The 19,293-nt window shown below is 61.9% G+C and carries 17 protein-coding genes, 1 tRNA gene and 2 rRNA genes (1 of these 20 only partly in view); 9 read left to right on the top strand and 11 right to left on the bottom strand.

Annotated features, from left to right (window positions below; all coding sequences use genetic code 11):
• Positions 1 to 12: 12 nt before the first annotated feature.
• From NKJ72_RS06615 to NKJ72_RS06585, 7 genes are all read right to left on the bottom strand, one after another.
• A complete protein-coding gene (locus NKJ72_RS06615) occupies positions 13 to 1,116 on the bottom strand; it encodes an ABC transporter ATP-binding protein (protein ID WP_023675181.1) in 1,104 nt (367 codons plus the stop codon).
• Positions 1,116 to 2,219: an ABC transporter ATP-binding protein gene (locus NKJ72_RS06610; RefSeq protein WP_352476337.1), complete on the bottom strand. Its 1,104-nt coding sequence runs from the start codon at positions 2,217 to 2,219 to the stop codon at positions 1,116 to 1,118. The genes NKJ72_RS06615 and NKJ72_RS06610 overlap by 1 nt, the downstream gene beginning before the upstream one ends.
• Positions 2,216 to 2,437 (bottom strand): hypothetical protein, encoded by a 222-nt coding sequence (locus NKJ72_RS06605; protein ID WP_352476336.1) that lies wholly within the window; start codon positions 2,435 to 2,437, stop codon positions 2,216 to 2,218. The genes NKJ72_RS06610 and NKJ72_RS06605 overlap by 4 nt, the downstream gene beginning before the upstream one ends.
• The gene (locus tag NKJ72_RS06600; RefSeq protein ID WP_352476335.1) at positions 2,434 to 3,393 is read right to left on the bottom strand and encodes a carbohydrate ABC transporter permease; all 960 of its coding nucleotides are present in this window, start codon (positions 3,391 to 3,393) and stop codon (positions 2,434 to 2,436) included. The genes NKJ72_RS06605 and NKJ72_RS06600 overlap by 4 nt, the downstream gene beginning before the upstream one ends.
• A gap of 1 nt (position 3,394) precedes the next feature.
• Complete coding sequence (locus NKJ72_RS06595; RefSeq protein ID WP_254816733.1) at positions 3,395 to 4,300, bottom strand: carbohydrate ABC transporter permease; 906 nt, start codon at positions 4,298 to 4,300, stop codon at positions 3,395 to 3,397.
• Between the two features lie 92 nt (positions 4,301 to 4,392).
• Entirely contained in the window at positions 4,393 to 5,709 is a 1,317-nt protein-coding gene (locus tag NKJ72_RS06590; RefSeq protein WP_352476334.1) for an ABC transporter substrate-binding protein, read from the bottom strand.
• Positions 5,710 to 6,102: 393 nt separating this feature from the next.
• Positions 6,103 to 6,765: a TetR/AcrR family transcriptional regulator gene (locus NKJ72_RS06585; RefSeq protein ID WP_352476333.1), complete on the bottom strand. Its 663-nt coding sequence runs from the start codon at positions 6,763 to 6,765 to the stop codon at positions 6,103 to 6,105.
• Between the two features lie 106 nt (positions 6,766 to 6,871).
• Here NKJ72_RS06585 and NKJ72_RS06580 point away from each other — a divergent pair, with 106 nt between their 5' ends.
• Genes NKJ72_RS06580 through NKJ72_RS06570 form a run of 3 tightly spaced genes read left to right on the top strand, consistent with a single transcriptional unit; the run spans position 6,872 to position 9,369 of the window.
• The gene (locus tag NKJ72_RS06580; RefSeq protein ID WP_352476332.1) at positions 6,872 to 8,068 is read left to right on the top strand and encodes a Tm-1-like ATP-binding domain-containing protein; all 1,197 of its coding nucleotides are present in this window, start codon (positions 6,872 to 6,874) and stop codon (positions 8,066 to 8,068) included.
• An 11-nt stretch (positions 8,069 to 8,079) separates the two neighbouring features.
• Positions 8,080 to 8,919, top strand: coding sequence for a phosphoenolpyruvate hydrolase family protein (locus NKJ72_RS06575; RefSeq protein WP_254816729.1), 840 nt, complete (start codon positions 8,080 to 8,082; stop codon positions 8,917 to 8,919).
• A 24-nt stretch (positions 8,920 to 8,943) separates the two neighbouring features.
• Positions 8,944 to 9,369, top strand: a complete 426-nt coding sequence (locus NKJ72_RS06570; protein WP_352476331.1) for a cupin domain-containing protein — start codon at positions 8,944 to 8,946, stop codon at positions 9,367 to 9,369.
• 6 nt (positions 9,370 to 9,375) lie between these two features.
• Here the strand turns inward: NKJ72_RS06570 and NKJ72_RS06565 are convergent, their stop codons facing one another.
• Positions 9,376 to 10,563: a M24 family metallopeptidase gene (locus NKJ72_RS06565; RefSeq protein WP_352476330.1), complete on the bottom strand. Its 1,188-nt coding sequence runs from the start codon at positions 10,561 to 10,563 to the stop codon at positions 9,376 to 9,378.
• 363 nt (positions 10,564 to 10,926) lie between these two features.
• Here NKJ72_RS06565 and NKJ72_RS06560 point away from each other — a divergent pair, with 363 nt between their 5' ends.
• The 6 genes from NKJ72_RS06560 (at position 10,927) to NKJ72_RS06535 (ending at position 16,893) form a co-directional block, all read left to right on the top strand.
• A complete protein-coding gene (locus tag NKJ72_RS06560) occupies positions 10,927 to 12,537 on the top strand; it encodes an ABC transporter substrate-binding protein (RefSeq protein WP_352476329.1) in 1,611 nt (536 codons plus the stop codon).
• 268 nt (positions 12,538 to 12,805) lie between these two features.
• Positions 12,806 to 13,792 carry an ABC transporter permease gene (locus NKJ72_RS06555; RefSeq protein ID WP_352476328.1) on the top strand — a complete coding sequence of 329 codons (987 nt, stop codon included), beginning with the start codon at positions 12,806 to 12,808 and terminating at the stop codon, positions 13,790 to 13,792.
• Positions 13,789 to 14,619 (top strand): ABC transporter permease, encoded by an 831-nt coding sequence (locus NKJ72_RS06550; RefSeq protein WP_352476327.1) that lies wholly within the window; start codon positions 13,789 to 13,791, stop codon positions 14,617 to 14,619. Before NKJ72_RS06555 ends, NKJ72_RS06550 begins: the two co-directional genes overlap by 4 nt.
• Complete coding sequence (locus tag NKJ72_RS06545) at positions 14,616 to 15,602, top strand: ABC transporter ATP-binding protein (protein ID WP_352476326.1); 987 nt, start codon at positions 14,616 to 14,618, stop codon at positions 15,600 to 15,602. Before NKJ72_RS06550 ends, NKJ72_RS06545 begins: the two co-directional genes overlap by 4 nt.
• Positions 15,599 to 16,390 carry an ATP-binding cassette domain-containing protein gene (locus NKJ72_RS06540; RefSeq protein ID WP_254816722.1) on the top strand — a complete coding sequence of 264 codons (792 nt, stop codon included), beginning with the start codon at positions 15,599 to 15,601 and terminating at the stop codon, positions 16,388 to 16,390. Before NKJ72_RS06545 ends, NKJ72_RS06540 begins: the two co-directional genes overlap by 4 nt.
• On the top strand, positions 16,387 to 16,893 hold the full coding sequence (locus tag NKJ72_RS06535) for an L-2-amino-thiazoline-4-carboxylic acid hydrolase (protein WP_254816721.1): 507 nt from the start codon (positions 16,387 to 16,389) through the stop codon (positions 16,891 to 16,893). Before NKJ72_RS06540 ends, NKJ72_RS06535 begins: the two co-directional genes overlap by 4 nt.
• 564 nt (positions 16,894 to 17,457) lie before the next feature.
• Here the strand turns inward: NKJ72_RS06535 and NKJ72_RS06530 are convergent.
• From NKJ72_RS06530 to NKJ72_RS06520, 3 genes are all read right to left on the bottom strand, one after another.
• Positions 17,458 to 17,534 (bottom strand) — tRNA-Met (locus NKJ72_RS06530).
• A 130-nt stretch (positions 17,535 to 17,664) separates the two neighbouring features.
• Positions 17,665 to 17,779 (bottom strand): 5S ribosomal RNA (gene rrf, locus NKJ72_RS06525).
• Positions 17,780 to 17,875: 96 nt separating this feature from the next.
• Positions 17,876 to 19,293: ribosomal RNA gene (locus NKJ72_RS06520) — 23S ribosomal RNA — on the bottom strand (it continues 1,389 nt past the right edge of the window).

Genomic DNA, 19,293 nt, shown 5'->3' with positions numbered 1-19,293 from the left:
AGAGGCTTGTACTTAGCCGGCGTGACGCAGGCTTATTCCGCTGCCCTTGTCGAACAGCACCACCTTGTCCGGGTTCCAGGCAAAGCGCACCGGCTGCTCTATCTGGACGTCGGTCCTGGCCGGCACGGTGGCGCGCAGCATGGCGTCGCCGACCCGCAGCGTCAGGATCTTCTCGACGCCATGGTTCTCGACATCGTGGACCCGCGCCTCGACCGGCGCGCCGGTCTCGAGATAGACGTCCTCGGGACGAATACCGAAGACGAGCGGGCGACCGTCGGTCGCCGCGCCCGTCTTGGCACCCCCCGAAGTCTTGGCACCCCCCGCAAACGGCAATTCGAAATTGAGCGGCGCCATCACCGCGCGTCCGTTGACGAGCTTGCCGTCGATGAGGTTCATCGGCGGCGAGCCGACGAAGCTTGCCACGTAGGTGTCGCGCGGATTGTTGTAGATCTCGTACGGCGTGCCGGTCTGGACGATGCGGCCATGGTTGAGCACGCCGACCTTGTCACCCATCGACATCGCCTCGATCTGATCGTGCGTCACGAACAGGAAGGTGGCGCCAAGCTGCATCTGCAGGTTCTTCAATTCGGTGCGCAGCGCCTCGCGCAATTTGGCGTCGAGCGCCGACAACGGCTCGTCCATCAGGAATACCCGCGGCTTGCGCACGATGGCGCGGCCGATCGAGACGCGCTGCATCTCGCCGCCTGAAAGCCTGTCGGTCTTGCGGTCGAGCAGATGCTCGATGCGCAGCGTCCTGGCCGCGCGGTCGACACGATCCTTGATCTCGGCATCGGGCAGCCGGCGGATCTTCGGCTTCAGCGGAAATTCGAGGTTCTGGCGCACCGTATAGCGCGGATAGAGCGAATATTGCTGCAGCACCAGCGCCACGTCGCGCTCGGCCGCGCCCCAGTCGGCGACATCGACGCCATCGATGAAGACCTGGCCTTCGCTCGGTTTTTCCAGGCCGGCAATCATGCGCAGCGTCGTCGTCTTGCCGGCGCCGGTCTCGCCAAGCAGGACGAAGAACTCGCCATCGGCGATGTCGAGATCGAGCCCGGTCAAGGCGGTGTGGTTACCGAACTTCTTTGAGATGTTCTTGAGCTGGATGTGGGCCATCAGAGTCTCACTCCCAGCGATTTGCCGCTCGCCGTGTCGAAGAAATGCGCCTGGCTGGGATCGATTCTGACGAAGACCCTTTCGCCGGGGCCGCTGATGAAGCCGCTCTTGGTGCGCGCACGCAGCATCTTGGAGCCGACCTTGAGGTCGACGATGTCGAAGGACCCGAGCGGCTCGACGATCTGCGTGTCGACCGGCAGGAACCCCTCGGCGGCTTCGCGGCGGACGAGGACGCCTTCCGGCCGGATGCCGAGCGCGAGTTGGCTGCCGGCATGGCCGTTGAGCTTCGACAGCAAGGCGCGCGGGAATTCGAAGCCAGCGGCCGCATCGCCGACCGTGACCGAGGCCGATGAGGGTTTCTCGGTCACCGAAGCATCGGCGACGTTCATCACCGGACTGCCGACAAATTGCGCGACGAAAAGATTCGCCGGATGCGAATAGACCTCGTCCGGCGAGCCGACCTGCTGCAGCACACCTTCATGCATGATGACGATGCGGTCGGCGAGGCTCATCGCCTCGATCTGGTCGTGGGTGACGTAGATGCTGGTCGAACCCTGCTTGATGTGCAGCCGCTTGATCTCGGCCCGCATCTCCTCGCGCAGCTTGGCATCGAGCGCCCCGATCGGCTCGTCCATCAGCATCGCCTTCGGCCGCCGCACCAAGGCCCGGCCGATCGCCACGCGTTGCATGTCGCCGCCGGACAGCGCCGACGGTTTCTTGGCGAGGAGATCGCTGATCTGCAGCGTCTTGGCGACCGAGCGCACCTCGCTGTCGATCTCGGCCTTGCTCTTGCGCGTCGCTCTCAGTGGAAAGGCGATGTTCTCGTAAACGCTCATATGCGGATAGAGCGAAAACGATTGGAAGACCATGGCGATGTCGCGGTCGGCGGCCTTGAGGTGCTGGACCGGCTTGCCGTCGATGAGGATGTCGCCGCCGTCGATCGTCTCCAGCCCGGCAATCGCCCTGAGCGTCGTCGTCTTGCCGCAGCCCGACTGGCCGAGCAGCACGATGAACTCGTTGTCGTCGATCTTCAGGTTGAGGTCCTTGATGACCTGGACGGCGCCGAAATATTTCTGGACGCCGCGAAGCTCGATCTGGGTCAATGCTGTGCCCCCGGATTTGCCCCTTGCCCGGTGCCGGCCTTCTCCTCCGGCGCGATCTTGGAGGTGACGTTGAAGCCGATCAGGCCGATCAGGATGATGGTCACGCCATAGCTGTGCAGCAGCATGTTCCACGGCTGGCAGAGCGCGATGATACCGAGCACCATCAGCACTTGGCTGCCCGGTTCGAGATATTTCTGGTTGATGTCGCGAAAGCTCATTTGCGGATCGCTCCGAAGGACATGCCGCGCAACAGGTGGTTGCGGAGCAGGAAGGTGAAGATCGCGACCGGCAGCAGGAACAGGAAGGTTCCGGCGGCGATCACCGTCCAGTCCGGCAGGCCGGAACCGACCTGGCTGGGAATGAAGGGCGGTGCCGTCTGGGCGCGGCGGCTGGTCATGATCAGCGCGAAGGCATACTCGTTCCACGCCGTGATGAAGCAGAACACGGCGGTGGCGGCGATGCCGGTGGCGGCCTCGGGCAGCACGATCTTGAAGAAGGCCTCCATGCGCGTGTAGCCGTCGACGAGCGCCGCCTCTTCATACTCCTTCGGGATTTCGTCCATGAAGCCCTTCATCAGCCAGACCGAGAAAGACAGGTTGAAGGCGGTGTAGAGAATGATCAGGCCGACATGGGAATCGTTGAGCCCTACCGCCCGGTACATCAGGAACATTGGGATGGCGACGACCACCGGCGGCAGCATGCGCGTCGACAGGATGAAGAAGAGCAGATCCGCCTCTCCCTTCACCTTGAAGCGCGAGAAACCATAGGCGGTAAAGGTGCCCATGCCGACGGCCAGGACGGTCGAGGTTATGGCGACGATCAGCGAGTTCATGAAACGGCTCGGATAGCCCGACCACTGAACCTGGCCCTTGCCGTCGCGCACGATCTTTTCGCCGCCATTGAAGACGACGCGCTCCCACCACGGCGCAGCCGCATACTCCTCCGGCGACGGCGGGCTGCGCAGCTGCGAACGCTTGGTGAACAACTTGACGAAGGGCGATATCTCCGGCTGGAAAACCACCGTCGGTGGAATGGTGGTGGCGAGGTTGCGCGGCTTGAACGCCGTCGAGGCGATCCAGTAGATCGGCGCCAGGAAGATGATCGTCACCAGCAGGACAGCGACGATGGCGACCCGGTTGAAGGTGATTTCGGAAGAAGTGCGGACTGCGGCCATCTCAGCGCTCCTTCACCTTGTTGAGGTATTTGACATAGATGTTGGTGATCGCCAGCACCATGATCAGCACGATGTAGGCGAGCGCGCAGGAACGCCCGGTCTGCCATTCCTGGAACGCCATCTTGTAGAGCCGGATCGAGATCAGCTCGGCCGTCGGCTGGCTGGTCAGGATGTAGGCGAGGTCGAAGGTCTTGAACGCCTCCATGGTGCGGAAGATGACCGCGATCATCAGGATCGGCGCAACCAACGGCAGCGTTATGCGGAAGAAGGTGTAGAACGGCCCGGCCCTGTCAATCGCGGCTGCCTCGTAGAGATGCTTGGGCACGGCCGACAGGCCGGCCAGCGACAACAGCATGACGAAGGGCGACCACATCCAGATGTCGGTCAGCGCGACCGCGTAGAGCGCCATTTTCGGATTCGACAGCCATTCGAAGGTACCGAGGCCCAGCGCATAATTGATGATGCCGAAGGACGGATCGTAGAGCAGCTTCCAGAACAGGCCAACGACGGCCATCGACAGCATCATCGGCAACAACAGGAGCGTCGTCAGCAGGCCCTTGAGCGGAATGTCGCGGTTGAGCAGCATGGCCACGCCGAAGCCGACGAGCAGCTGGCCGGCGACCGAGATGATGACGTATTTCGCGGTGATGGCGAAGTTGGACCAGACATAGGGATCGCTGAGCAGGTCGCGATAGTTTTGCAGCCCGACGAAATTCGCCGCCGCGCTGGTCGAGGCCCGGAAATCGGTGAACGAATAGCCCAGCGAATAGATCAGCGGGAAGATGTTGAAGACGATCAGAAACAGGATCGTCGGGATGATGAAGAGATTGCGGATCGAAATGTCGCTTAGACCGCGAGCGGCGGCCCGCGAGGACCTGTCCAGCGTGGTGATCATTGTGGTCGCCAAGACCCTGCTCCCAGTTCAGAAATCAGAAAGATTTCAAAAATCAGAAAAAGAAACGGAGGAGGCACGAGCGCCTCCTCCGTGAAACTCCATGCTTATTGGCCGCGGCCGTATTTCTTGAAGGTCGCGTTCCAGTCGGCTGCCAGTGCGTCCAGCGTCTCCTTGGCGGTGCCTTGGCCGCCGATCATGTAAGGATAGATGCGCTGATTGAGCTGCTGCAGCAGTTCGGCATATTCCGGAACCGCCCAGAAGTCCTTTACCTTGAACATGGTCTCGTAGAACGCCTTGTTGTAGGGCGTGGCGTTCTGGAATTCGGGCGACTTGAGCACGGCGGCACTGCAGGTGTAGCCGCCGAGCGCTGCCCACTTCTTCTGGGTCTCGTCCTTGATGAACCATTCCAGGAACTTCGTCGCCTCTTCCTGCTTCTGCGAGTAGGAAACGATGGAGATGCCCTGACCGCCGAGTGCGGCGAACTGGTCCCCGTTCGGGCCGGGAGGATTGGCGAAGAAACCGGTGTTCTTGGCATTCGGGTTCGACGCCTCGTTGATCAGCGAGGGGAAGAACGCGAAGTAGTTCATGCTCATTGCGGCCAGGTTTTCAGTGATCGCCTGGTTGTCCTCGACGAAGAACGACTTGGCCCAGCCCGGGGGCGTGAACTTGTAGAGTTCCTTGTAGGCGTCGAGCGCCGCGATCGCCTTGTCGGAGTTGATGAAGCCATCGACCTTGTAGGTCTTATAGTCACCCAACTCGCCGCCAAAGGAGAACAGCGCGTTTTCGAAGCCCATCGCCATCGCGTCGTAGGAATTGTCGGTGTAGATGGCTATGCCGTATTTCTTCTGGTCCGGACGGTGGAAGAATTCGGCGATGTCGCGCAAAGCCTTCCAGTCCTTCGGCACGTCGAGATCGTAGCCATACTTGGCCTTGAAGGCTTCCTTTTCCTTGGGGTCTTCGAACCAGTCCTTGCGATAGGACCAGCCGACGGCGTCGCCTTCGAGCGGAATGGCCCAGTATTTGCTGCTGCCGCCCGGATATTCGGCATAGTATTTCACCGTGGCCGGTGCCATCACTTCACCGACCTTGTGCTTGTTGAAGAAGTCGGTCAGGTCGACATAGTGGCCACCGGTCGAGCCGGCACCGAGCCATTGCGAGTCGCCGACGACCATATCGTAGGCGTCGCCATGGGCGTTGAACTCGGTGAAGGCCTTGGTCTGGAAGTCGGGCCACGGTGTGGTTTCCACCGTGATCTTGACGCCGGTTTCCTTCTCGTACTCGTTGCCGAGTTCCTGCAGGTAATTGGCCGGATCCCATTCCGCCCAGAAGATTGTAAGTTCCTTTTCCTGCGCGTAGACGGACGTTCCGCAGGCGAGCACTAGGCCGATACCAGCAAGCAAGCTGGTCATTGTCTTGCGCATAATGATTTCCTCCCTTGTGCGCATTCTACCTTGTCATGCGGGCCGGCGGCGAGGCCGGCCCTGGTAGTCCTCCCGTGACGGCACCGTTCCGGTTTTTGAGCCTCCTCGTTCGACCGAAACGGATATTAGCCTTCACCCTTTTGATCCGCTTTATTTGTCCTGATCTGGTATTACCAATTCCAGAGGAACGTCAAGCCCTTTCTTGGACGGCGACAGACACGCAGACAAGTTGGTTTCTGCGATATCTGCCTGTTTTCCCTGAATTTTCCTACTCTTTGATACATAAATGCCTTGCTTGGACCGCTGCATCGGTAGTAGCATGAATAGTCAGGTTGAAAATCTGGTCGAACCAGATTGACGTTATCTAGCGGCCGACGTCGGCGCGATCCCATCTCATTCAGTCACCGATTCCGTCACCGCCGCGCGCACCAGAGCGCCGGCCGCCCATTGCGCGACCGACATCATGCGGCGGCTATCCAGTCCCCATATATCCTTCAAAACGATCAGCACCTCAACGCCGAAGATCAGCGACAGCGCCTGCGCGAGCCGCTTGAATTCGCGCGGCGGCAACTGGCCCTTGAGTGGCGCGATCGCATCCTTCAAAAGCTCGATGCGATGGCCGCGCGTGAAGGCCGGTTCGCCGCCCAGCGTGCCTGCCTGTCGCTGTGCCCACTGGTCGAGCGACAGTTTCAGCGCCGCCTTGAACGTCGCTTCGAAGGCCTCGATGCGTGGCATGGCGGTGTCGAACAGCTCGGCCACCCGGCGCTCCGGATCGGCAGAGCTCGATTGCCAGGTAAGGATCGGCCCGAGCCCTTCGTCGACCACCGCCTGCACCAGCGCCGCCTGGCTCGGAAAATACCGATAAGCGGTGGCGCGCGAGACTTCCGCTGCTTCCGCCACCTCGCTGACGGAGGGCGTGGCGCCCGCCTGCATCAGCTTTGTCGCCGTCTCCAGCATCAGCCGCTTGGTGCGCGCGCGGGCCCCGCGCTGAGCCCGCGGGCTGGCGCCTTGGCCGGCGTCGTCGTTCACTGTCGCTTGTTGACGTGAGACATCCATGTCAATACGATACGCGCGTCTCAAAAAATTGCAATGGCCCTTCGCCCATCGAACGGCCAGGCAAAGGGGCGGCAGCGCCGAACACGCCCAAGACCGGGGAAACGCGATGAAGCGCATCTATGTGGTGGGCACCGCCGACACCAAGGGCGAGGAACTCGCATTTCTGTACGATGCGGTCGCCGCTACCGGCGCTTCGATTGCCCGTGTCGACATCGGAACACGCGGCGCGACCGTGCCGGTCGACATTTCGGCCGACGAGGTCGCCAGCCACCATTCCGAGGGTCGCAATGCCGTGCTCGGCGTCGACGATCGCGGCACCGCTGTGGCGGCAATGGCTGCCGCCTTTGCCCGGTTTGTTCAATCGCGCAGCGACATTGCCGGGATTGTCGGCATCGGCGGCGGTGGCGGCACCTCGATCATCACCGCAGGCATGCGCACGCTGCCGCTCGGCCTGCCCAAGATCATGGTTTCGACCTTGGCTTCCGGCGACACCGGACCTTATGTCGACATCTCCGACATCATCATGATGCCGTCGGTGACCGACATGGCCGGCCTCAACCGGCTTTCCCGTGTCGTGCTGCACAATGCCGCCCAGGCGATATCAGGCATGGCGGCAAAGCCGGCGCCGCCGGCCGACGGCAGACCCTCGATAGGCCTGACCATGTTCGGCGTCACCACGCCATGCGTGACCGCGATCGCCGATGAGCTTCGTTCGACCTATGACTGCATGGTCTTTCATGCCACCGGAACCGGCGGCCGCACCATGGAAAAATTGGCCGACAGCGGCCTGTTGTCCGGCGTCATCGACATCACAACAACCGAAGTCTGCGACTTGCTGCTTGGCGGCGTGCTGCCGGCGACCGAAGATCGCTTTGGTGCCATCGCCCGCACCGGGCTGCCTTATGTCGGCTCGGTGGGCGCGCTCGACATGGTCAATTTCTGGGCGCCGCCGACAATTCCGGAACGCTATCGCGGCCGGCTGTTCTATGAGCACAATCCAAACGTCACACTGATGCGCACCACTGCCGACGAAAGCAGAACGATCGGCGAATGGATCGGTAGAAGGCTGAGCCTCTGCCCGGGTCCGGTTCGTTTCCTCATTCCGGAGAAAGGCGTGTCGGCGCTCGACATCGAAGGCGGCGCCTTCTTCGACCCTGAAGCCGATGCCGCATTGTTCGAGGCGATCGAGCGTACCATCAAACCCGCCAAAACGCGGCGCGTGCTGCGCCTGCCGCTGCACATCAACGATCCGGAATTCGCCTGGGCCGCCACAACGGCCTTCCTCGACATCGCCAGACAGTGAGACACCAAGACATGGCCGCCATTCCGCGCAAGAAAATCCTGGAGAAATTCCGCATGATGATTGCGGATGGCGTGCCGATCGTCGGCGGCGGTGCCGGCACCGGCCTGTCGGCCAAGGCCGAGGAAGCTGGTGGCATCGACCTGATCATCATCTACAATTCCGGCCGCTACCGCATGGCCGGGCGCGGCTCGGCCGCCGGCCTGCTCGCCTATGGCAACGCCAACGAGATCGTCAAGGAGATGGCCTACGAAGTGCTGCCGGTAGTGAAGAAGACGCCGGTGCTGGCCGGCGTCAACGGCACCGATCCCTTCGTCATCATGCCGCTGCTTTTGGCCGAGTTGAAGACGATGGGCTTTTCCGGCGTGCAGAATTTTCCGACCATCGGCCTGTTCGACGGCCAGATGCGGCGGAGTTTTGAAGAAACCGGCATGGGCTTCGAGCTCGAAGTCGACATGATCGCCGAGGCTCACAAACTCGACCTGTTGACCACGCCCTATGTCTTCAACCCAGACGAGGCGCGCGCCATGACAACAGCCGGCGCCGACATCGTCGTCGCCCATATGGGGGTGACCACCGGCGGCTCGATCGGCGCGACGTCGGCTAAATCGCTGGACGACTGTGTCAGCGAGATCGACGCCATCGCCAAAGCGGCACGCTCAGTGCGCGAGGACATAATTCTGCTTTGCCATGGTGGGCCGATCTCGATGCCGGACGACGCCAGATATATTCTCGAGCGTTGCAAGGGCCTGCACGGGTTCTATGGCGCCAGTTCGATGGAGCGGCTGCCGGCGGAAGCCTCGATCGCCAGGCAGACGGCGGATTTCAAGGCCGTCACGTTCGGCGCTGCGTAGAGACCAGCAAAAGAAGGTGGGACGATGACCGACAACAGCAAGGTATTCGTATATCCAAAAGACGTCAGCGTCTTCGGCTTCGACTGGGGCAGGCTGTCGATGACGGTCGCTCCCGAAGTGAACGGCGCAAAGCGATTTTCCGGTGGTGTCGTCGACCTCCCGTCGGGCAAGGGCCATACGCGTCATAACCATCCGGGTGCGGAGGAGATCATCTTCGTCATCTCAGGCAATGGCGAGCAGATGGTCGAGGACGAGAAAGGCAACCCGGTCGTCGAGAAGGTCGGCCCCGGCTGCACCATCTATGTGCCGGAAAGCCGCTTCCACTCGACGCTTAATACCGGCGACGGGCCGATGCAGCTTTTCGTCGTTTACTCGCCGGCCGGGCCGGAACTGGCGTTGCGCGACCTGCCGGATTTCAGGCTGCTACCGCCAAGCGGGGAACTGAGATAGAAGCGCCTAACCCCCGCCCCTGTTCCAGCCCCGGCCCCGGTCGCCGAACATCACGTACCCTGTGTCGGTGACCGCCACCGTGTCCTCCAGCTTGATGAAGCCGCGCGTCGGGTGGAGCATGGTCGTCTCGACCGAAAGCACCATGTTCTTCTCCAGCGGCTTTGCGGCATAGGTGCCTTCATAGGTCACCGGATGGTTGGTCATCAGGAACGGCGCTTCATGCGTGATCAGCCCCATGCCATGCGCGAAGAAATCGGTATAGGGCGCAACCTTCGACTTCTTCAGCACACCTTCGGCATGAGAAATCATGTCACCGCCCAGCGTGCCCGCCTTGACCCTGGAGAAGGCCGCCTGCTGCACTGTCTCGATCTCGGCCAACAGATCCTCGAGTTCGGCGTCAGGCTCGCCCAGCACGCCCATGCGGCAAAGGTCGCCGATATAGCCGTGGTAGTTTCCGCCGGAATCCATCGACATCACCTCGCCCCGTTTCCACGCCTGCGGCGAGGCGGCGCGGTTGTGGCTGGAGCCTAGCGTCAACAGGCAATATTCGAAATGCGCGCCGCGATTGGTCTCCTCGCGCCTGAGCTGTTCGATGATCTCCCTCTTGGTCGTGCCTTCGCGTGCCCAGCCGATGGTCGCCAGCATGGAATCGGTGATCAGCTCGGAGGCGATGCGCAGCTTCTCCAACTCGGCCTCGGTTTTGATTGCCCGCATGCGCTCCAGCATATCAGTCGCATCGATCAGCTTGGCATCCGGCAGCGCGTTACGGATTAGCATATAGGCGTCGGACGGCAGGAAGGCGGGCTCGATGCCGATGCGGGCATTGCCCTTGCCGATCTTTCGCAAATGCTCGACCGCCAGATTGGCGGCATCGAGCGTGCCCCAGCAGGCGGCATGCAGTGTCGGCGTCCAGAATGGATGGTTCTGGTGCTCGCCGCCTTCCATGCGGTTGCCGATATAGGCGGCATGCTCCGGCCCACCTTTCTCATAGACGACGACAGGCAGATAACGGCTGTGGCCGATCGCATCCATGGCGGCGAAGAAGATGAACTTGTACCCACCAAGCAGATATTGCGTGTTGTGCTTGGAGGTGGCGAGCAGCACGTCGATGCCGGCCTCCTCCATCAGCCCGTCCACCCTGGACTGGTCGAACGGCACGCCGCCGACGGCATTTTTGCCTGGGGCAATGTTCATGTCTCTCTCCCTGAAATCCTTAGCTGGCCGCTCGCCGGCACCGGCTTTTCCGGCTCTGAACCTCGGCTATGCTTAAATCTGCATCATTTTGCCCGATCTGGTCCAGCCAGAACGGGCGAACCGGCCCAAAGCTGGTCCACCTGCTGCACTTTACTCCAGTCTGGGTCCTGCCAGAACCGCGCATCGAACCGTTTCTATACAACTGGTCCAACGGACGGAAATTTCAAAGCCACGTGAGGATGCGCCAATTCCGTCTTTGGCGAAACCCCGCACAAGGCCCATAATCAGCTTTGCAGGATGCTTACGAGCGCCCGAGGGGTACGGCGGACCCGGCCGGGTCCGCGGAGAGGACGGAGTTCGATCATGCCAGAGTTCACCATTTCCAGACGTACGATGCTTGCGGGTTCGGCATTGCTGCTGGCCTCCACCGCGATGCCGACGATCGGGTCGGCGCAGACGCCGAAAAAGGGCGGACGACTGGTTGTCGCCGCTGATTCCGAGCCGCGCAATCTCAATCCGGCGATCGTCGCCTCGAACGGCGTCTTCTTCATTTCGAGCAAGATCGTAGAACCCTTGGCTGAGGCCTCCTTTGACGGCAAGGACGGGCTCGATCCGCGCCTGGCGCTCAGCTGGGAAGGTGCCGCCGACGGCCTGTCGGTGACGTTCAAGCTGCGCGAGGGCGTCAAATGGCATGACGGTAAACCTTTCACCTCCGGCGATGTCGCGTTCTCGGCGCTGCATATCTGGAAGCCGCTGCAGAATCTCGGCCGCACCGTGTTCAAGGATCTGGAGGCGGTCGACACGCCGGACGAAGCCACCGCCGTGTTCAAATTCGCCAAGCCGACACCGTTCCAGCTGATCCGCAACGCCTTGCCGGCGCTGAGCAGCGTGGTGCCCAAGCACATCTACGAGACCGGAAAGATCGAGGACAACCCGGCCAACAACGCCCCGGTCGGCACCGGCCCGTTCAAATTCGCCGAATACAAACCCGGCGAATATTACCGGCTGGAGAAGAATACGGATTATTGGGGCAAGGACGAGCCCTATCTCGACGAGATCATCTATCAGGTGCTGCCGGACCGCACAGCAGCGGCCAGCGCGCTCGAGGCCGAAGAGATCCAGCTCGCCGCCTTCTCCGCCGTGCCCCTCGCCGATCTCGACCGCATCTCCAAAGTGCCCGGCCTCAAGGTGATCACCAAAGGCTACGAAGGGCTGACCTACCAGCTCGTCGTCGAGATCAACCATCGCCGCAAGGAGCTGGCCGACCTGAAAGTGCGCCAGGCGATCGCTCACGCCATCGACAAGGATTTCGTCGTCAAGACGGTGTTTCTCGGCTATGCCGCCACCGCCACTGGCCCGGTGCCGAAAAACGACCCGCAATTCTACACCGCCGACGTGCCGACGTACGCCTTCGACGTCGCCAAGGCCAACACCTTGCTGGACGAGGCCGGCTACAGCCGAGGCGATGACGGCAAGCGCTTTTCACTGAAACTGCTGCCGGCGCCCTATTTCAACGAGACCAAGCAGTTCGGCGACTATCTGCGCCAGGCGCTCGCCGCCGTCGGCATCGACGCTCAGCTGGTCAACAACGACTCGGCCGCGCATATCAAGGCTGTTTACACCGACCACGCCTTCGACCTTGCGGTCGGGCCGCCGGTGTTCCGCGGCGATCCTGCGATCTCGACCACCATCCTGGTGCAGAGCGGCATTCCAGACGGCGTGCCCTTCTCCAACCAGGGCGGCTATAAGAACGCCGAACTCGATGCCCTGATCGCCAAGGCATCGGAGACGCTCGACACCGCCGCCCGCACCGGACTCTACAAGGAGTTCCAGAGAAAAGTTGCCGCTGACCTGCCACTGATCAACGTCGCCGAATGGAGTTTCATCAGCGTCGCACGTGATACGGTCAAGAACATCGCCAACAATCCGCGCTGGGCGGTATCGAACTGGGCGGACACTTGGCTGGAGGGGTAAGGAAGTCTCTCCAGACTTGCGCGCCGCTTGTGTGCTCAGCTTCAACGATGAGAGCTTTTTCGCGCCCCCCTCTGTCCTGCCGGACATCTCCCCCACAAGGAGGGAGATCGGCTGTCATTGTCGCTTTCGCCAATCTCCAGCGTTGCAAGACGGCCGGCAACGCCGAAGCTGCCAATCTCCCTCCTTGTGGGGGAGATGTCCGGCAGGACAGAGGGGGGCGCCGTAGAGCGCGGCACCCAAGACTTGGCTCTCCTATCGGCGTTATGCCATGACCCGCGCTGTCATCCTCGTTCGCCGCCGTCTCGTCGGCAGCATCTTCGTGCTGCTGATTGTCGTCATCGGCACCTTCCTGTTACTCGAAGCCGCTCCCGGCGACGCGGTCGATGCCTACATCGTCTCGACCGGCGGCGACGCCGGGATGATCGAGCTGTTGCGTCACCGCTGGGGTCTCGACCAGACGGAACTGACGCGGCTCGCCAATTATCTTTGGGCGCTGCTGCATCTCGATCTCGGCCAATCGGTCACCTTTTCGCGGCCGATCCGCGACGTCATCCTCGAGCGCCTGCCCAACACGCTGCTGTTGATGGGCAGCGCCACCGCGCTCTCCTTCGGTCTCGGCTCGGCACTCGGCATCTATGCCGGCGCCAGGCCCGGCAGTTTTCGCGATCGCTTTCTGTCCATCGGTTCGCTGGCGCTCTATGCCGTGCCGGGCTTCTGGCTTGGGCTGGTGCTGATCATCGTCTTTGCCGTCGACCTGCGATGGTTTCCGATCGGCGGGATCGAGAGTATCGCCTCGGCCCGGACCGGCCTCGATCGCGCCGCCGATATCGCCCGCCATCTCGTCCTGCCGGTTTCCGCGCTCGGCTTCATCTATCTCGCGCTCTATCTGCGCATGATGCGCGCCGGCATGGCCGAGGTCTGGCGACAGGATTTTGTGCTGGCCGCCCGCGCCAGGGGACTTTCCCGCCGCCGCATCGTGCTCGCTCACGTCGCCCGCAATGCGCTGTTGCCGCTGGTCACCATGCTTGGCCTGCAGTCCGCGCAAATGTTGGGCGGCAGCGTCGTTATCGAAAGCGTCTTTTCCGTGCCAGGCCTTGGCCGGCTGGCGCAGGAAGCGGTGGCGGCACGCGACACGCCGTTACTGCTCGGTATCATTCTCATCAGTTCCGTCCTGGTCGTCATCATCAACCTTCTCGTCGACATCGCCTACGCCTTCCTCGATCCGCGCGTCGGGGCCAGTGAGGCCGGCGCGTGAGCCCGCTTCGCCGCTTTCTTCGGACCCCGGAAGCGATCGCCGGCACGGTCATCCTGACGGCGCTGTCTGCCGTGGCGCTTGCCGCACCTTTGTTCTTTCCGAGCGATCCGCAGGCCATTGCCGGGTCGGCATTGCTGTCGCCGTTCCAGGACTGGTCGCTGCCACTCGGCACCGACCGTCTCGGCCGTGACGTGCTGGCCGAGCTTTTCCACGGCGCCCGCACCTCGCTGGCGGTCGGCCTGGCAGCAGCAGCCACCGCGCTTGCCATCGGCGCCGTAATCGGCACGTTGGCCGGTTTTGCCGGCGGCCTTGTCGACGAGGTGCTGATGCGCATCACCGACGCTTTCCAGACCGTCCCAGCCTTCCTGCTGGCTTTGGCTTTCGTCAGCATTGTCGGGCCGTCGCTCGGCGTCGTGGTCGCTGCGATCGCGCTGGGCGCCTGGACCGGACCGGCACGCGTGGCGCGGGCCGAAGTGCTGTCGATCCGCGAGCGCGATTTTGTTGCCGGCGCCCGCGTCATCGGCATGCATCCGCTGGAGATCGCCCTTCGCGAGGTGCTGCCCAACGCGCTGCCGCCGGTACTGGCGTTGTCGTCGGTGATCGTCGCCGCGGCTATTCTCACCGAAGCGGCATTGTCTTTTCTCGGCCTCGGCGACCCCAACCGCGTTACCTGGGGCGGCATGATCGCCGAAGGCCGCGCCGTGCTGCGCACCGCGCCCTTCCTCTCGATCGTTCCGGGAATAGCACTCGTACTGACCGTGCTCGGCGTCTATCTCGCCGGCGAAGGCGTCGTCGAGACGACATCGGTGAGGAGGAGCCTGTCGTGACGGCGCTTGCTTCGATCCGCAATCTGACGGTGACGTATCGCCGCGAAGGCGCCGAGGTGGCGGCGCTGAAGCATATCAGCTTCGATGTCGCCGCTGGCGAGCGCCTCGCCATCATCGGCGAGAGCGGCTCGGGCAAGAGCACGTTGGCGCTGGCGATTGCCGGGCTGCTGCCGGCCACTGCCAAGATCGAAGGCCATATCGATTGGCTCTTGCGCCCGCCGCCAATGTTTGGTGCCAAGGCACCCCCCTCTATCCTGCCGGACATCTCCCCCTCAAGGGGGGAGATTGCGCTTTCATCTCTGCCTTCGCCAATCACTGAAGCTGGCCGAAAGGAACCGGCTGCGGAACTGCCGATCTCCCCCCTTGAGGGGGAGATGTCCGGCAGGATAGAGGGGGGTGCGACGGAACGCCGGCCTAAGTTCGTTCCCCCCGGAGGCCGTGATATCGGCTTCGTTTTCCAGGACCCATCCGCCAGTCTCGATCCGGTCATGCCAATCGGCAAGCAGATCGCGGAAGTCGCGCGCACGCATCTCGGACTTGACTGGCGACACGCCTATGCCAGAGCAAAAATCTTACTCGAACGCGTCCGTCTGCCCGACCCCGATGCCGCTTTGCGCGCCTTTCCACATCAGCTCTCCGGCGGCCAGAAGCAGCGCGTGGCGATCGCCGCCGCGATCGCGGCCGGGCCGAAACTGCTGATCGCCGACGAGGCGACCAGCGCGCTGGACACCATCGTGCAGGCCGAGATCGTCGGGCTGATCCGGCGACTGGTGTCCGAGGACGGCATGACGCTGCTGTTCATCAGCCACGACATCGGGCTGGCCGCCGAACTGGCAAAGCGCATCGCCGTGTTCCGGCATGGCGAGCTGCTCGAGCTAGGTGCGACGGCGCAGGTGATCAGTGCGCCGCGTCACGCGTACACAAGGGCGCTGCTCGACGCCAATCTCGGTCTCGACGCCGAGCCGCTGCTGCAGCGAACATGACCAGTCCGCTGCTCGCCGTTTCCGGCCTGACCAAACGATACAGTAGCGGCGGCAAGATCATCGCCGCGGCCGACGATGTTTCCTTCCACATCGAGCATGGCGAGACGCTGGCGCTGGCCGGACCTTCCGGCAGCGGCAAATCGACGATCGCTCGGCTCATACTGCGGCTCATCGAAGCCGATGCTGGCCGAATCGAATTTGAAGGCAGTGATTTCCTGTCGTTGAACGGCGCCGCGTTGCGCGACCGGCGCGCTCATCTGCAGATGGTGTTTCAGGATCCGCTCGCCGCCTTGAACCCACGCGCCACGGTGGCGCGTGTGCTCGACGACCCCTTGCGCATCCATCACATCGCCTCTCGCGCCGAACGCCCGCGCCGTATCGTCGCTCTGCTGGAACGCGTCGGCCTCAGCGCCGGTCTCGCCGGCCGCGCCATTCACGAAATCTCCGGCGGTCAGCGCCAGCGCGTTGCAATCGCCCGCGCCATCGCCACGAAACCGTCGCTGGTCGTGCTCGACGAGGCGGTGTCGGCGCTCGACGTTTCGGTGCGCGCGCAGATCCTGCGGCTGCTGCTCGACCTTCAACGCGAGGAGCGCATCGCCTATCTGTTCATTTCGCACGATCTCGGCGTCGTCCGTGCCATCGCCCACCGCATCGCCATTCTGGACGGCGGGCGGATTGCCGAGAGCGGCGATGCCCGCACCGTCATCGACGCGCCGCAATCCGCGATCGGCAAGGCGCTGGTGGCGGCAGCGCCAAAACTGTCGAGGATCGAACGGGACGCATCATGACCGACGCCGAAGCCCGAGCCGAAAAACTGTCGCGCGAACTCGATTCCGCCTTCCGTAACCGCGCCGATCTCTATCGTCTGTTGCTCGATGAGCTAACTGCGGAAGTTGGCGCGGAAAAGGCTGAGGCGATCATGATCCGCACCATTGAACGGCGAGGCAGGGAAGTTGCGGCGGCGGCCTTCGCCGATTTCGGCCCCAACGACGCACCGGCGATCGGCGAGGCGTTCCTGGCCGTCAGCCCGGATGGCGGTCGCATGTATCCGACCGACGTCGAACGCGGTCCGGACCGCATCGCCTTCAAGGTCAGGCGCTGCCCGCTGAAGGACGCCTGGCTCGAAGCCGGCGTCGACGACGAGAAACTCGCCACGCTCTGCCGCATCGCCGGCGCCTTCGATCGCGGCCTGTTCGAGGCCACCGGGGTACGCTTCGACAATGTCACCTGGACACCGGGCCACGGTTTCGGCTGCTGCCACATCGCTTTGACCAACCGGGATGCCGGTTAGAGCTGCAACTCGAGCCATGTCGGCGAAGACGTAGAGTTCCGTTCCGTTGGGCAGCACGGAGCCAACAAAAACTCCCGGCGGCATAAGGCCACGGCAATCAAATCAATCCGAGATTTGTCGGATTGCGGCATCCTTGTTCGTCTTCTGTAGGGGAGTTCCTGTAGGTGAATTATGAGCGCATTGCCGGTAGTCAAAACGAGACGCAAAGGCAAGACCCTTACGCAGAGCATGCTGATCCCAACCGAGAAAATGGTCGCTGACGAGCTCCGGGCTGCACGACCTGGCCACTTGTCGGACCTTGCAGAGCTACGACGTAAGCTCGCGGCAAAATACGGAGCAGACGCCTGCTGCCCGGTGACTGTGCGGCGGCACTTGGTGCATATCAGTCAAGACGGCAGCGCGCCCTTTTGGCGCGTCGTAAATCCCGATCGGCCATTCGCCCGACGTATGAGAGGTGGATCGGAGCACATACGCGAAAAATTGGCGGCGGAATGCTAAGTGTCCTGTCGCGGCACTTCAGCGCATACGAAAACGGCCCGCACAAGGCGGGCCGTTTTCGTATTTTGGTTGCGGGGACAGGATTTGAACCTGTGACCTTCAGGTTATGAGCCTGACGAGCTACCGGGCTGCTCCACCCCGCGTCAACCCTAAAGGTAAGCCTTGGCTCACCGTATTCAAGCTTCCGCCAAATGAAAAGGCCGCTTGCGCGGCCCGGAGTCCCGTTGGCGGGCCTGTTTGTAAGGAGAAGATTAAACAACGTGCGCTTGGCAGACCTGGCAGCGACCTACTCTCCCGCGTCTTGAGACGAAGTACCATCAGCGCTGGAGCGTTTCACGGCCGAGTTCGGAATGGGATCGGGTGCAGCCGCTCCGCCATAACCACCAGGTCGGCAAAACGCACGTTGCTCGAGAAGCTGTTTTCTGTGCCATCCATCTCGGCGCAATCGAAGGATTGTCGCCAGAAATGGGCATTAGGAATGAGAACGATCAAGCCGATCGAACTATTAGTACCGGTAAGCTTCAAGCGTTGCCGCTCTTCCACACCCGGCCTATCAACGTGGTCGTCTTCCACGGTTCTCAGGGAATACTCGTTTTAAGGTGGGTTTCCCGCTTAGATGCCTTCAGCGGTTATCCCGTCCGGATATAGCTACCCTGCTATGCGGCTGGCGCCACAACAGGTCCACCAGAGATCCGTCCATCCCGGTCCTCTCGTACTAGGGACAGATCCTTTCAATATTCCTACACCCACGGCAGATAGGGACCGAACTGTCTCACGACGTTCTGAACCCAACTCACGTACCGCTTTAAATGGCGAACAGCCATACCCTTGGGACCTGCTCCAGCCCCAGGATGCGATGAGTCGACATCGAGGTGCCAAACAACCCCGTCGATATGGACTCTTGGGGGTCATCAGCCTGTTATCCCCGGCGTACCTTTTATCCGTTGAGCGATGGCCCTTCCACGCGGGACCACCGGATCACTATGACCGACTTTCGTCTCTGCTCGACTTGTCAGTCTCGCAGTCAGGCAGGCTTATGCCATTGCACTCAGCGAACGATTTCCGACCGTTCTGAGCCCACCATCGCGCGCCTCCGTTACTCTTTAGGAGGCGACCGCCCCAGTCAAACTACCCACCATACATTGTCCCGGACCCGGATAACGGGCCGCGGTTAGACATCCATAGTGATAAGGGTGGTATTTCAAGGGTGGCTCCACCTGAGCTGGCGCCCAGGTTTCAAAGCCTACCACCTATCCTACACATGCCACTACGAATGCCAATGTAAAGCTATAGTAAAGGTGCACGGGGTCTTTCCGTCTAACCGCAGGAACCCCGCATCTTCACGGGGAATTCAATTTCACTGAGTCTATGCTGGAGACAGCGGGGAAGTCGTTACGCCATTCGTGCAGGTCGGAACTTACCCGACAAGGAATTTCGCTACCTTAGGACCGTTATAGTTACGGCCGCCGTTTACTGGGGCTTCGATTCAGAGCTTGCACCCCTCCTCTTAACCTTCCAGCACCGGGCAGGCGTCAGACCCTATACGTCGTCTTGCGACTTCGCAGAGCCCTGTGTTTTTGATAAACAGTCGCTACCCCCTGGTCTGTGCCACCCTCCCATGCTTGCGCATGAAAGGGTCACGCTTCTTCCGAAGTTACGCATGCAATTTGCCGAGTTCCTTCAGCATAGTTCTCTCAAGCGCCTTGGTATACTCTACCAGTCCACCAGTGTCGGTTTCGGGTACGGTCTATAAGGAGGAGCTATTTCCTGGAACCACGCAGCAGCCCTTTCAATCCGATAAGATTGGACTACCTCAATGATCCGTCACTTCCTCCAGGCCCACGAATATTAACGTGGTTCCCATCGTCTACGCATTTCTGCCTCGACTTAGGGGCCGGCTAA

It is taken from the genome of Mesorhizobium sp. M0045 (genome assembly GCF_040323385.1).
In the GTDB taxonomy this organism is placed as follows: Bacteria; Pseudomonadota; Alphaproteobacteria; order Rhizobiales; family Rhizobiaceae; genus Mesorhizobium.
Note: the sequence above shows the minus strand (reverse complement) of the source record. Positions and strands in the feature narration are given on the sequence as shown.

Bases quoted from the DNA above. Each gene is read 5' to 3' on its own strand.
- NKJ72_RS06615 (WP_023675181.1), bottom strand. From the start codon at position 1,116: ATGGCCCACATCCAGCTCAAGAACATCTCAAAGAAGTTCGGTAACCAC.
- NKJ72_RS06605 (WP_352476336.1), bottom strand. From the start codon at position 2,437: ATGAGCTTTCGCGACATCAACCAGAAATATCTCGAACCGGGCAGCCAA.
- NKJ72_RS06600 (WP_352476335.1), bottom strand. From the start codon at position 3,393: ATGGCCGCAGTCCGCACTTCTTCCGAAATCACCTTCAACCGGGTCGCC.
- NKJ72_RS06590 (WP_352476334.1), bottom strand. From the start codon at position 5,709: ATGCGCAAGACAATGACCAGCTTGCTTGCTGGTATCGGCCTAGTGCTC.
- NKJ72_RS06585 (WP_352476333.1), bottom strand. From the start codon at position 6,765: ATGGATGTCTCACGTCAACAAGCGACAGTGAACGACGACGCCGGCCAA.
- NKJ72_RS06580 (WP_352476332.1), top strand. From the start codon at position 6,872: ATGAAGCGCATCTATGTGGTGGGCACCGCCGACACCAAGGGCGAGGAA.
- NKJ72_RS06575 (WP_254816729.1), top strand. From the start codon at position 8,080: ATGGCCGCCATTCCGCGCAAGAAAATCCTGGAGAAATTCCGCATGATG.
- NKJ72_RS06570 (WP_352476331.1), top strand. From the start codon at position 8,944: ATGACCGACAACAGCAAGGTATTCGTATATCCAAAAGACGTCAGCGTC.
- NKJ72_RS06565 (WP_352476330.1), bottom strand. From the start codon at position 10,563: ATGAACATTGCCCCAGGCAAAAATGCCGTCGGCGGCGTGCCGTTCGAC.
- NKJ72_RS06560 (WP_352476329.1), top strand. From the start codon at position 10,927: ATGCCAGAGTTCACCATTTCCAGACGTACGATGCTTGCGGGTTCGGCA.
- NKJ72_RS06555 (WP_352476328.1), top strand. From the start codon at position 12,806: ATGACCCGCGCTGTCATCCTCGTTCGCCGCCGTCTCGTCGGCAGCATC.
- NKJ72_RS06540 (WP_254816722.1), top strand. From the start codon at position 15,599: ATGACCAGTCCGCTGCTCGCCGTTTCCGGCCTGACCAAACGATACAGT.
- NKJ72_RS06535 (WP_254816721.1), top strand. From the start codon at position 16,387: ATGACCGACGCCGAAGCCCGAGCCGAAAAACTGTCGCGCGAACTCGAT.